The sequence below is a fragment of the Microbispora sp. CSR-4 genome, from assembly GCF_008033685.1.
Taxonomy (GTDB): domain Bacteria; phylum Actinomycetota; class Actinomycetes; order Streptosporangiales; family Streptosporangiaceae; genus Microbispora.
On record NZ_VJVX01000018.1, the window covers coordinates 27,725 to 39,929 of the forward strand.

Below are 12,205 nucleotides of genomic sequence, written 5' to 3' on the forward strand. Positions count from 1 at the left end.
ACACTCTATGTGTACGTCATAAACTTACGGAGGCACCGATGGCACAGGAGACGACCGACGCGTACGAACCCCAGGGGATCCGGCTGGGCGTGGTGAGGGGCGTCAGCTACGGCCTGTTCGGCCCGCCCGGCACGTTCATCCCCCAGGCCCGGTCGCTCGGGGCCGGGATCCTCCGGGCGTACGTCTACTGGAGCCAGGTCGAGCCCGAGCCGGGCCACTACCGCTGGGACGTGGTCGACGCGCTGCTCGGCCAGCTCGACGGCGACGAGGAGGTCTGGATCACGCTGTGCTCCAGCTCCCCCTGGGCGACCCGGACGCCGACCGACTTCCTGCCGCCCTCCCCCGCGCTCGACCTGGACGCGTACGCCGAGTTCGTCCGCCGGGTGGTGCGGCGCTGCGCCGGGCGGGTGCACTACTGGCAGTGCGACAACGAGCCGAGCAACACCGACCTGCTGTGGGCGGGCACCGCCGACGAGTACGTCGCGCAGCTCAAGGTCATGTACGCCGCGGTCAAGGAGGCCGACCCCGCGGCCGCCGTGGTGCTCGGCGGGTGCGGCTACGACGTGCTCGGCGGGGAGCCGGGAAGCGAGCCGTGGCGCTTCTTCGAGCAGGTGCTGCGCGGCGGCCGGGACGCCTTCGACCTGTTCGACGTGCACCTTTACGGTGATGCCGCCGCGGTCCCCGCCCACATCGAGGCCGTACGGGAGCTGATGCGGGCGCACGGCTGTCTCCGGCCGGTGGTGGCGGGCGAGTACGCCGCGCCCGTGCCGTTCGAGTTCCCCGAAGCGCAGGCCGTGATGTACGAGGTGTTCGCCAAGGCGTTCGCCGACGCGGGCGGGCAGGTGCAGAGCACGAGCCAGCCAGCCGTGCAGAGCACGAGCCAGCCAGCCGTGCAGAGCACGAGAGAACTGGCCGCGAGGGCGCGGCAGGACACCCCCGAGCGGCGGGCCATGGCCGCGTTGTACGCCCGGATGCCGCAGCTCCCGCCCCGGCTGCAGATGTTCATGGAGGGGTGCCCGCCCGAGCTGGAGGCCCGGCGACACCGGATCAACTGCCGCCAACTGGTCGCGTGCACCCTGCAGGCGCTCGCCGCCGGGGTCCGCCGCACCCTCTACTGGAACCTCGCGCCCGAGGTGCCCGGCCCGGCCGATCCGCTGCAGATCATGCATCTGATGTTCGGCAAGCTCGCCATGCTCGGCTACCGGGACGGCGAGCTCGCCGTACGGCACCCGGCGGCGGACACCTTCGCCCTGCTCACGGCGCAGCTCGCGGACGCCCGGCGGGTGACCCGCGTCCCGTTCGCCGACGCGCCCGGCCTGTACGCGTTCGAGGTCGAGCGTGCCGGACAGGAGCCGCTGCTCGTGCTGTGGGACGGGCGGGGCGCGGTCGACGAGGAGGATCTGCCGCCCGTCGCCGTCTCCTGGCCCTGGCCGGCGTCCGCCGCGACCGCCGTGGACGCGTTCGGCGAGCCGCACCCCGTCGAGGTCCGCGACCGGCGGCTGTGCCTGGCCGTCTCCGGCACGCCGGTGTTCGTCAGCCCGATGAACCGGCCGCGATCTCACAACGCCCCCTGACCCCCGTGAACCACTTCTGTCACACAGCAGGATCAAGGTGATGTCGATCGCATAAAGGGATCTTGTCGGCAAACCGGCACGCATGGAGATTTGCGGGGGATTTCCACACCCCCTCTGGAGGCTCTCCGTGCTGTTACGAGCAGCCATCGCCGCGGTCGCCGTGGCCGCGATCGGCGCGGTCCCGGCCCACGCGGCCACCGGTCCGGCCATCACCGTCGACAAGGGACGCACCCAACCGGTCTTCTCCTACGCCGACGCCATCCGCGAGCACGTCTACGTCGAGTCGAGCGTCGACAGCGACTCCGACGGCCGCCTCGACCGGGTCAGGGTCGACATCATCCGGCCCAGGGAGTCGGGCCCCGGGCTCAAGGTGCCGACGATCATCGACGAGAGCCCCTACTACGACAACTCCGGGCGCGGCAACGAGTCCGAGCGCAAGGTGTACGACGCGGCGGGCGAGCCCGTGAAGTTCCCGCTGTTCTACGACAACTACTTCGTGCCGCGCGGATACGCCGTGCTCAACGTCGACATGGTCGGCACCACGAAGTCCGACGGCTGCCCGGACGTCGGCGGCAGGGCCGACGTGCTGGGCGGCAAGGCGGTCATCGACTGGCTGAACGGCCGCGCCCCCGCCTTCCACGACGACGGCTCCCCCGCCGTGGCCGACTGGAGCACCGGCAAGGCCGGCATGATCGGCAAGTCGTACGACGGCACGCTGGCCAACGCGGTCGCGGCGACCGGGGTCGAGGGCCTGGAGACGATCGTCCCGATCTCCGCCATCAGCTCCTGGTACAAGTACCAGCGCTCCAACGGCGTCATCTACAACTTCAACTACATGTCGTACCTGTCCCGGGCCGTCGACACCGACCCGGCCGCCAAGTGCGCGGCCAAGCGGGCCCAGCTCGACGTCGACGCCGACGACACCACGGGCAACTACAACGGCTTCTGGGCCGAGCGCGACTACGTCGCCGGGTCGCTCGGCGACGCCTCGAAGGTGCACGCCAGCGTCTTCGTCGTGCACACGGTCAACGACCTGAACGTCAAGCCCGACAACTTCTCGGTGTGGTGGCAGGCGCTCGCCGAGCGGAACGTGCCGCGCAAGATCTGGGTCGGCCAGTATCAGCACGTGGACCCCTTCGACTTCGAAGGGCGCCGCGACCTGTGGGTCGACACGCTGCACCGGTGGTTCGACTACTGGCTGCTCGGCGTGAACAACGGGATCATGCGGGAGCCGCGCGCCGACGTGCAGGTCGGCCCGGCCGATTGGGTCACCCAGAGCGACTGGCCGACACCTGCCGCCTCGACCCACTTCTTCCGTCCGTCCGCCGACGGTTCGCTGAACCTCAAGCCCGGCAAGAACGGCGAGACCGCGAGCTTCACCGACGTCCGCCAGTCGGAGGACGCGATGGTCGCCGATGTCGGCACGGCCAAGCCCGGACGGATCGCCTTCACCACCGGCGAGCTGCCGCGCGACCTGCGTATGTCGGGCACGCCCGAGGTGGACCTGCGGGTCTCGCTCGACACGCCGACCTCGAACCTGACCGCGCTTCTCGTCGACTTCGGCGAGGACACCCGGGTCGACTGGCGCCGTGGACAGGGCATCACCACCCTCGCCGAAGAGGACTGCCACGGCGACAGCACCGCCGACGACGACGCCTGCTACAAGAAGGTCGCCACCAACCTGGCCACACGGCCGCTGGAGGTCGTGGCCCGCGGCTGGATCGACGCGCAGAACCGCGACTCGCTCTCCGAGTCCTCGCCGCTGACCCCCGGCACGTACGCGCAGGTCAAGTGGAAGACGCTGCCGCAGGAGTACGTCTTCAAGAAGGGCCACAGGATCGGGCTGGTGATCGCCGGCACCGACTCGAACTACAGCGGCGAGCGGGCCACCGGCACCACCGTCACCGTCGACCTGCACAAGAGCCGGGTGGAGATTCCGCTCGTGCTCGGCGTGGGCCACGCGCTGAACGGCGGCGACATTCCCAAGGACAAGGGCACCTGGCACGGTCCCCAGCAGATCGACCTGCCGGTGCCGGACAACAAGCTCTACTGATCCCCTGACCGTCTGGTGACGCGGCGCCGGGACCCCCGTCCCGGCGCCGCCGTACGAGCGGGTTCAGCGTAGATCCAGCGTCATGCCGACGGGAAGCCAGGACGCGGGGTCAGAGATAGGTGACGCCGGTCAGGGACTCGGCGGTGGTCCAGAGGCGGCGGCCGACGCTCGGGTCGGCCGCCTCCGCGCTGGGGCGGACCTCCACGACCCGGCCGCGCGTCTCCCAGGGGCCGGACGGTCCGAAGAACTGACCGCCGCGTACGCCGGGGGCGGTGGCGGCGAAGAGCTGGGGCAGCGCCCCCCGCTCGGCGGGCTGCGTCACCAGCAGCCCGGCTCGGGCAATGATCCGGCCGAGCCGGCCGCGATGCTCCCAGGCCCGGGGAGTGAGATTGCTTCTGGACAGCCCGGGGTGGGCGAGGACGCTCACGACCGGTGAACCCGCGGCGCGCAGGCGGCGGTCGAGTTCGAGGCCGAAGACGGTGGTGGCGAGCTTGGAGCGGCCGTACGCGCGGCTCGCGCCGAAGTCGCGCCGCGACATCAGGTCGTCGAAGTCGAGGTGGGCGTTCTTGTGGGTGATCGAGCTGAGGCCGACCACCCGTGCCGCGTCCGCCCGGCCGAGGTTGCCGAGCAGCAGGCCGGTGAGGGCGAAGTGGCCCAGCATGTTGGTGCCGAGCTGGAGCTCGAACCCGTCGGCCGTCGTGCGGGCGGGGCCGAGGAGGACCACGCCCGCGTTGTTGACCAGCAGGTCGATCGCCGGGAAGTCCGCGGCGAGGTCCTTCGCGAACGCGTGCACCGACGCGAGCGAGGCCAGGTCGAGCTCCCGCACCTCGATCTCGGCCCCGGGCGCGGAGCGCCGGATCGTCTCGGCCTCCCGCTCGCCCGCGGCGGTGTTGCGTACGGCCATCACGACGTGGGCGCCGTGCCGGGCGAGCTCGGTCGCGGTGACCAGGCCGAGCCCCGAGTTCGCGCCGGTGACGACGGCGACCCGGCCCTGCTGGCCGGGGATGTGACTGGCGTTCCATTCGCTCATGGCGGCGACGCTAGGACGGGATCGCCGGGATTCGGTCGTACGCGGGTGCCTGGGAACCACAGACCTACCTTGGGCGCGGACCACGGCGGCAGACTGTCGGCATGGCCGTCAACCACCCGTACGCCCGTGAGCTCGGCGACTTCCTGCGTACCCGCCGCGGTCGGCTGCGCCCGCAGGACGTCGGCCTGGAGCCGGGGCCCCGGCGCAAGGTGACCGGGCTGCGGCGCGAGGAGGTCGCGCTGCTGGCCGGGCTGAGCACCGATTACTACCAGCGCATGGAGCAGGGCCGTGAAGTGCGGCCCTCCGACGACGTGCTCGACGCCATCGCCTCCGCGCTCGACCTCGACGACGAGGAACGGCGGCACCTGTTCACCCTCGCCCGGGCGGCGCGGCGGCCGGCTGCCGTCCGCACCCGCCGGGCGCCGGAACGCGTGCCGGACAGCACCCGGCGCCTGCTGCACGTCATTGCCACCCCGGCGGTCGTGCTCGGCCGGCACCTCGACGTGCTCGCGTGGAACACCCTCGCCGAGGCACTGCTCGGCGATCCGGACACCCTGCCGCCGGGGCGGCGGAACCTGCTCATGGCGTTGTTCGAGGACCCCGGGGCCCGTGGGCGCTGCCCCGACTGGGAGGCCACCGCCCTGCAGTACATCGGCATGCTGCGGGCCGCCGTCGCGACCGACCCGGACCATCCGCGCGCCCGGGAGGTCATCGGCGAGCTGAGCATCCGCAGCGCGGACTTCCGCCGGCTCTGGGCCCGCCACGAGGTGCGTGAGACCGTCCACGGGACGAAGCTGTTCCGGCACCCGCAGGTCGGCGACATCACCCTCGACTGGGACGTCTATCCCCTGCCCGGCGATCCCGGGCCGGTCCTGCTCGTCCACACCGCCGAGCCCGGCAGCGCGGACGCCGAACGCCTCCAGTTGCTCGCGTCCCTGTACGCCACCTCGGCGGCGGGGAAGGCCCGGGCCGAGGGAACCCCGCGGCCGTCAGCCGCTCGATAGCAGGGTGGCGGCGATCAGCAGCAGGAAGAACCCCAGGAGGATCGCCAGGCCGCCGCCCGCGACAGCAGAAACCCCAGGCCGACGATGCCGACCTGGGGTTTCTCGCTGGTGCGCCGCCAGGGACTCGAACCCCGGACCCGCTGATTAAGAGTCAGCTGCTCTAACCAACTGAGCTAGCGGCGCGAAAGCTCTTAGAGGTTACCGCAGCGGCCAGATCAGACAAAATCCGGTTAGAGTAGAACAACATTCGGTTCAGCGGTTGGGAGCGCACATGTGGTTCGCCTCGCCTGACGAGGTCCGGGGGCGGCTGGCGGCCGTCGACTACCTTGCCGACGACGGCATCGCGACATCGGTGTTCCTGGCCGGGGCGCTGGGCAAGCCGCTGCTGGCCGAGGGCCCGGCGGGGGTGGGCAAGACCCAGCTCGCCAAGGCCGTGGCGCGGGCCACCGGCGCGCGGCTCATCCGCCTGCAGTGCTACGAGGGCCTGGACGAGGCGCGTGCCCTGTACGAGTGGAACTACAAGAAGCAACTGCTGCGCATCCAGGCCGACGACGGCGCCTGGGACGACATCTTCTCCGAGGAGTTCCTGCTCGAACGCCCCCTCCTGCGGGCGATCAGGAGCGAGGAGCCCACCGTGCTGCTCATCGACGAGACCGACAAGGCCGATGTCGAGGTCGAGGGGCTGCTGCTGGAGATCCTGTCCGACTACCAGATCACGATCCCCGAGCTGGGCACGATCACCGCCGCGCGCCGGCCGTACGTCGTGCTGACCTCGAACGCGACCCGCGAGCTGTCGGAGGCGCTCAAGCGGCGCTGCCTCTATCTCCACCTCGGCTACCCCACGCCGGAACGAGAGCGCGACATCCTGCTCGCGCAGATCCCCGGGCTGCCCGCGAGCATCGCCGACCAGCTCGCCCGTACGGTGGCCACGCTGCGGGGGCTGGAGCTGAAGAAGTCGCCGTCGATCGCGGAGACCGTCGACTGGGCGCACACCCTGCTCGCGCTGGGCCGCACGGAGCTGGACGAGGCGCTGATCGGCGCGACGCTGGGCGTGGTGCTCAAGCACAACTCCGACCAGGTGCGGGCCGCCAAGGAGCTCGGCCTGCCGTCCCGGTCATGACGGCTCCGGCGTCCCTCGTGGACCGGCACGTGGGATTCGTCCACGCCCTGCGGGAGGCCGGGCTGCCGGTCTCCCCGGCCGAGGGCCTGGACGCGGCCCACGCGCTCATGGTCATCGACCTGGCCGAGCGGGAGACGCTGCGCGAGGCGTACGCCGCGACGCTGGTGAAGCGGCCCGCCCACCGGCCGGGGTTCGACCTGCTCTTCGACCTGTGGTTCCCGCCGGTGACCGGTCCGGCCGCGAGCACGGACGTCCCCGACGACGCCGCGCTGCCGGAGCTGCGTGAGCGGCTGGCGGAGCTGCTGATGGGCGACCCGGCCGAACCCGCGTTCCGGGAGTTCGCGCGGGCGATGGTCGGACGGTTCGGGCAGGTCCAGGCGGCGCCCGGCAGGCAGTCGTGGTTCTCCTTCCCGGTGCTGCGCGCGCTGTCGCCGGAGACGCTGGTGGCCCGGATGCTGGCGGCCATGCTCGACGAGCGCGGCGGCCTGCCGGAGAAGGTCGCCAGACGACACATCTCTCGGACCATCGAAGCCTTCACCGAGGCGGTGGCCTCCGACGTACGCCGCAGGATCGCCGAGGAGTCGGGCGTCGAGAAGATCGCCAGGTCGACGGTCCGGCCGCCGATCGACCGGGTCGACTTCCTGCGCGCGACCAAGGAGGAGCTGGCCCGGCTGCGCCGGGAGGTCTATCCCCTCGCCCGCCGCCTGGCCACGCGGCTGTCGATCCGGCAGAAGCGGGGGCGGCGCGGGCGGCTCGACTTCCGGCGTACGGTGCGGGCCTCGCTGTCCACGGGCGGGGTGCCGCTCACCACGCACCTGCGCCCGCCCCGCCCGCACCGGCCCGAGCTGGTGGTGCTGTGCGACGCCAGCGACTCGGTCTCCACGTTCTCGCACTTCACTCTGCTGCTGACGTTCGCACTCCGGGAGCAGTTCACCAAGGTGCGGGCGTTCGCGTTCGTGGACACCGTGGACGAGATCACGGACCTGTTCGCCCCGGGCGCGGACGTGCTGGACGCCATCGGCCGCCTCACCGACGAGGCCGACATCGTCAGGTTCGGCCGCACCGACTATGGCCACGTCTTCGAGCGCTTCGCCGAACGCTTCCCCGACGCCGTCGGCCCCCGGACGTCGCTGCTGATCCTCGGCGACGCCAGGTCGAACTATCAGGTGCCGGCGCTGGGCACGCTGAAGCGGCTGGCCGGGCAGGCCAGGCACGCCTACTGGCTCAACCCGGAGCCCCGGGCCCAGTGGGACACCGGGGACTCCCTCGCCACGGCGTACGGCTCGGTCGTGCCCATGCACGAGTGCCGCAACGTCGCCCAGCTCGCCGCCTTCGTCGAGACACTGGCCTGAGAGACGCCTGCCTGACGGACACGGCCTGAGAGACACCGGCCCGAGTCGATTCCCTTCGCCCGAATCGACACGGCCGCGGGCCGCCCGGCTCAGCTCGGCTCGGCTCAGCTCATGCGGCGCAGGATGCGGGCCGCCGTACGGGCCAGCAGTTCGATCTGCTCCTCGGTGAACGTCCCGGACCCGTGCGCGCGGATCCAGCGGGCGACCCTCCACGGGTAGGCGACGGTCAGCCCCTCGCCGTGCAGCACGCCGCCCCTGGCCTTGATCTTCCCGCCGTGTACGGCGAGCACCGGGTCGATGGAGACCTCGATGCCGGTCTCCTTGGTCAGCAGCCCGGCCATCGACCCGGCGGCGGAGATGAGCCCCTTGGCGACCGAGGTGCCGAACTTCTCGTCGAAGAACAGCCGCTCGCCGTAGCGCGCGATCAGGGTGTCGGGCGACCACGCCTCGTTGTCCACGATCCAGATGCCGCCCGGCCCGATGACGAGGTGGTCGATCGACGCCTCGCCGGGGACGGCCCGGCCGTCCATCACGCGATAGCCGTGCCGGCGCAGTGCGAACCGCAGCAGCCGCCCGGTGCGCACTTCGCCACGGCGCTTGCCCCGCCACACGGCCGTACGCTCGTGCAGGCGCCAGGCGATGAACAGGTCGGTGCCGCCCGCGAGGACGCCCAGGCCGACACCGGCGGCGAACATGTTCAGGCCGAACCGCGGGCCCACCAGGTTGCCGATGACGAACCCCGCGAAGGCGACGGCGGCCCGCACCCGGATGCGGTTCTTGCGTCCGGCGAACCAGAACGTCTCGTACAGGTTCTGCGGCGATGCGCCCGTGAACTTCTCATCCTTCGGGACGTAAATGGACCCACTGGGCACGCGAAACCCCCCACACTAGGCATGCGGCTTTCTCCGGGATACCCGAGCGGGAATCCCAACCCTCCTAAGGTGAGGGAAGTAGCGCAATTACGCCAGTGCCGACACTTGACCGACCAGTCGGTATGCTTGACTTGAGAGACAGAGGAGGTCGGCAATGGCCCGCCGCGCAGCCAGGGAGCACAGCGCAGCCCGACAACACAGCGCAGCCCGAGAGCGCAGCGCCGCCGGAGAACGCCGCGCAACGGGGGACCGCGCGAACGGGTCCCTGGAGGAGCCGGTGCGGCAGCGCCTGCTCGCCGAGGCCACCCGGCTGTTCGCCCAGCGGGGTTTCGAGAGCACGTCGGTGCAGGAGATCGTCGCGGCCGCCGGCGTCACCAAGGGCGCCATGTATCACTACTTCGATTCCAAGGACGACCTGCTCCACGAGATCTACGCCCGGGTGCTGCGCCTGCAGATGGAGCGCCTCAACCGGTTCGCCGACGCGGAGGGCCCGGTGGCCGAGCGGCTGCACGCCGCCGCGACGGACGTGGTGGTGACCACGGTCGACAACCTCGACGACTCCAAGATCTTCTTCAGGTCGATGCACCAGCTCGCGCCGGAGACGTACAAGAGCGTGCGGGCCGAACGGCGGCGCTATCACGAGCGGTTCCGCGACCTCGTGGTCGAGGGGCAGCGCGACGGCGTCTTCCGCGACGACATCCCCGCCGAGATGGTGGTCGACTTCTTCTTCGGCTCGGTCCACCACCTCGGCACCTGGTATCACCCGGACGGCCCGCTGACCGGCCAGGAGGTCGGCCGCCACTTCGCCGACCTCCTGCTCAACTCGCTGCGACCCTGATCACGCCCGGCACCACGGCTCACATGGGCGCGGGGAGGTCCGCCGGGCCGGCGAGCGCGTCGCGGTGGTCGCCCGGCGTGCCCAGCCCGATCTGATCGGCCTTGGCCCGCTTGAGATAAAGATGCGCGGGGTGCTCCCAGGTCATCCCGATGCCGCCGTGAAGCTGCACGCACTCCTCCGCGGCGTGCCCCGCGCCCGCCCCGCAGTGGGCCTGCGCCACCGCGACCGCCACGGCCGCCTCGTCGCCGAGCGGTCCCGCGGCGGGCGCCTCCGCCAGCAGGGCCGCCGCGTTGCGGGCCGCCGCCCTGGCCCCCACGACCTCCAGCCACAGGTCGGCCAGCCGGTGCTTGACCGCCTGGAACGACCCCACGGGACGGGCGAACTGCCTGCGCTCCTTCACGTACGCGACCGTGGTGGTGAGGCACCACTCGGCGACGCCGAGCTGTTCGGAGGCGAGCAGGCCGGCGCCGCGCGCCAGGGCCTCCCACACCCACGGCAGCTCCAGCCCCTCCGCCCGCGCGACGATCCGCGCCGGGGCCGACGCGAACTCGACGGTCGCGATGGGCCGGGTCAGGTCGAGCGAGGTGACCGTCGTCACCCGGACGGCCTCCTCGGCGCTCCCCTGGACGGTGGGCGACGTCTCGACCGCGCACAGCCCCACGCCCTGCGCGAGCCGCACCGGGACGAGCAGGACGTCGGCGGCCTCCGCGCCGATCACCCCCGTGACCGTGCCGGTGACCGTGCCGTCCTCGCCGAGGGACGCCACCGGGGCCGGCGGCGCGTACGGCGAGGCGGCGAACGACACCGCGAGCGCGGCGGTCGCCTCACCGGTCGCCAGGCGTCCCAGCAGCTCACCGGCCACCTCTCCCCCCGCCACAAGCAATGCCTGGGTGGCGAGGACGGCGCTGCTGAGGAACGGCACGGGAGCGACGGCCCGGCCCAGCTCCTCCAGCACGACGGCCGCCTCCCGCGCCGAGGCGCCCGCGCCGCCGAGCTCCTCGGGGACCAGCAGCCCGGCCACGCCGATGTCGCGGGCGAGCGCCTTCCACAGCTCCGCGTCGTACGGCGTGCCGCCCGCGGCGGCCGAGCCGGCCCGGTCGAGCACGGCGGACGGCGGGCAGGTGTCGGTGAGCAGGTCGCGGACGGCGGCCCGCAGCTCCTCCTCCACCTCCGTGTACAGCAGCGTCATCGGGGGAGGTCCTTCCAGGCGACGTCCTTGTCGGCGCGCGGCTCGGCGGGCAGGCCGAGAACGCGTTCGGCGATGATGTTGCGCAGGATCTCGGAGGTGCCGCCCTCGATCGAGTTGCCCTTGGCGCGCAGGTAGCGGTAGCCCGCCTCGCGGCCGACGAAGTCGACCGTGTCGGGGCGGCGGAACGTCCAGTCGTCGTAGGCCAGGCCGTCCTCGCGCAGCAGCTCGACCTCCAGGCCCGACAGCTCCTGGTGCAGCCGGGCGAAGGCCAGCTTCATGCCCGATCCCTCCGGCCCCGGATGCCCGGCGGCGAGCTGCTCGCGCAGCCGTACGGCGGTCAGCCGCATGACCTCCGTGTCCACCCAGAGCTTGAGCAGCCGCTGGTGCAGGTCGTGGGTGCGCAGCTCGGGCCGGGAGCGCCAGGTCTCGGCGACGACGCCCATCATCGTGCGCCGGGTCGGCGTGCCGCCGATGGCGACCCGTTCGTTCATGAGGGTGGTCTGCGCGACCCTCCAGCCGTCGCCCACCTCGCCCAGCCGCAGCGAGTCGGGCAGCCGCACCCCGGTGAGGAAGACCTCGTTGAACTCGGCCTCTCCGGTGATCTGGCGCAACGGGCGCACCTCGACGCCGGGGGCGTGCATGTCGCACACGAAGTAGGTCAGCCCACGGTGCTTGGGCACGCCGGGGTCGGTGCGGGCCACGAGGATGGCCCAGCGCGCGGTGTGCGCGCTCGACGTCCACACCTTCTGGCCGTCCACCACCCACTCGTCGCCCTCGCGTACGGCGCGGGTGGCCAGCGTGGCGAGGTCGGAACCGGCCCCCGGCTCGCTGAAGAGCTGACACCACACCTCCTCGCCCGTCCACAGCGGGCGCAGGAAGCGCTTCTTCTGCTCCTCGGTGCCGAAGGCGAGGATCGTCGGGGCGGCCATGCCGAGGCCGATGCCGATCCGGCCCGGCCGGTTGTCGGGCGTGCCCTTCAGCTCCCGCTCGACCACGGCCTGCAGGTCCCTGGACGCGCCGAGCCCGCCGAGGCCCTCCGGGAAGTGCACCCAGGCCAGCCCGGCGTCGAACCGGGCGCGCAGGAACTCCAGGCGGTCCATGGCCGCCGGGTCGTGCTCCGCGAGGAAGGCTCTGGCGCGCTCGGCGACCGACGCCTCATCCCATGCCACGAAA

Annotated in this window: 10 protein-coding genes and 1 tRNA gene; 6 read left to right on the plus strand and 5 right to left on the minus strand. The window is 72.0% G+C overall.

The features are described from left to right. Positions 1 to 38 precede the first annotated feature (38 nt). Both FLV34_RS15575 and FLV34_RS15580 read left to right on the plus strand, forming a co-directional pair. Positions 39 to 1,574, plus strand: coding sequence for a hypothetical protein (locus FLV34_RS15575; RefSeq protein ID WP_142645907.1), 1,536 nt, complete (start codon positions 39 to 41; stop codon positions 1,572 to 1,574). A 127-nt stretch (positions 1,575 to 1,701) separates the two neighbouring features. After that, on the plus strand, positions 1,702 to 3,627 hold the full coding sequence (locus FLV34_RS15580) for a Xaa-Pro dipeptidyl-peptidase (RefSeq protein WP_261985788.1): 1,926 nt from the start codon (positions 1,702 to 1,704) through the stop codon (positions 3,625 to 3,627). Positions 3,628 to 3,736: 109 nt separating this feature from the next. Here FLV34_RS15580 and FLV34_RS15585 read toward each other — a convergent pair whose 3' ends face one another. Further along, complete coding sequence (locus FLV34_RS15585; protein WP_142645909.1) at positions 3,737 to 4,657, minus strand: oxidoreductase; 921 nt, start codon at positions 4,655 to 4,657, stop codon at positions 3,737 to 3,739. A 101-nt stretch (positions 4,658 to 4,758) separates the two neighbouring features. On the opposite strand from FLV34_RS15585, the gene FLV34_RS15590 reads away from it, so the two are divergent. Next, the gene (locus tag FLV34_RS15590; protein WP_142645910.1) at positions 4,759 to 5,661 is read left to right on the plus strand and encodes a helix-turn-helix transcriptional regulator; all 903 of its coding nucleotides are present in this window, start codon (positions 4,759 to 4,761) and stop codon (positions 5,659 to 5,661) included. 106 nt (positions 5,662 to 5,767) lie between these two features. On the opposite strand, the gene FLV34_RS15595 is transcribed toward FLV34_RS15590, so the two are convergent. Continuing rightward, positions 5,768 to 5,844 (minus strand) — tRNA-Lys (locus tag FLV34_RS15595). Between the two features lie 88 nt (positions 5,845 to 5,932). Between FLV34_RS15595 and FLV34_RS15600 the strand changes: the two genes are divergently transcribed. Both FLV34_RS15600 and FLV34_RS15605 read left to right on the plus strand, forming a co-directional pair. Further along, positions 5,933 to 6,781, plus strand: coding sequence for a MoxR family ATPase (locus FLV34_RS15600; RefSeq protein WP_147943434.1), 849 nt, complete (start codon positions 5,933 to 5,935; stop codon positions 6,779 to 6,781). Beyond that, a complete protein-coding gene (locus FLV34_RS15605; RefSeq protein ID WP_147943435.1) occupies positions 6,778 to 8,133 on the plus strand; it encodes a VWA domain-containing protein in 1,356 nt (451 codons plus the stop codon). Before FLV34_RS15600 ends, FLV34_RS15605 begins: the two co-directional genes overlap by 4 nt. A gap of 104 nt (positions 8,134 to 8,237) precedes the next feature. Here the strand turns inward: FLV34_RS15605 and FLV34_RS15610 are convergent, their stop codons facing one another. Then, the gene (locus tag FLV34_RS15610) at positions 8,238 to 9,005 is read right to left on the minus strand and encodes a nuclease-related domain-containing protein (protein ID WP_142645913.1); all 768 of its coding nucleotides are present in this window, start codon (positions 9,003 to 9,005) and stop codon (positions 8,238 to 8,240) included. 277 nt (positions 9,006 to 9,282) lie between these two features. On the opposite strand from FLV34_RS15610, the gene FLV34_RS15615 reads away from it, so the two are divergent. Then, on the plus strand, positions 9,283 to 9,843 hold the full coding sequence (locus FLV34_RS15615) for a TetR/AcrR family transcriptional regulator (protein ID WP_260617136.1): 561 nt from the start codon (positions 9,283 to 9,285) through the stop codon (positions 9,841 to 9,843). 19 nt (positions 9,844 to 9,862) lie between these two features. Here FLV34_RS15615 and FLV34_RS15620 read toward each other — a convergent pair whose 3' ends face one another. Further along, positions 9,863 to 11,032: an acyl-CoA dehydrogenase family protein gene (locus FLV34_RS15620; RefSeq protein WP_147943436.1), complete on the minus strand. Its 1,170-nt coding sequence runs from the start codon at positions 11,030 to 11,032 to the stop codon at positions 9,863 to 9,865. Beyond that, positions 11,029 to 12,201 carry an acyl-CoA dehydrogenase family protein gene (locus FLV34_RS15625; protein ID WP_142645916.1) on the minus strand — a complete coding sequence of 391 codons (1,173 nt, stop codon included), beginning with the start codon at positions 12,199 to 12,201 and terminating at the stop codon, positions 11,029 to 11,031. Before FLV34_RS15625 ends, FLV34_RS15620 begins: the two co-directional genes overlap by 4 nt. Between the last annotated feature and the right edge of the window lie 4 nt (positions 12,202 to 12,205).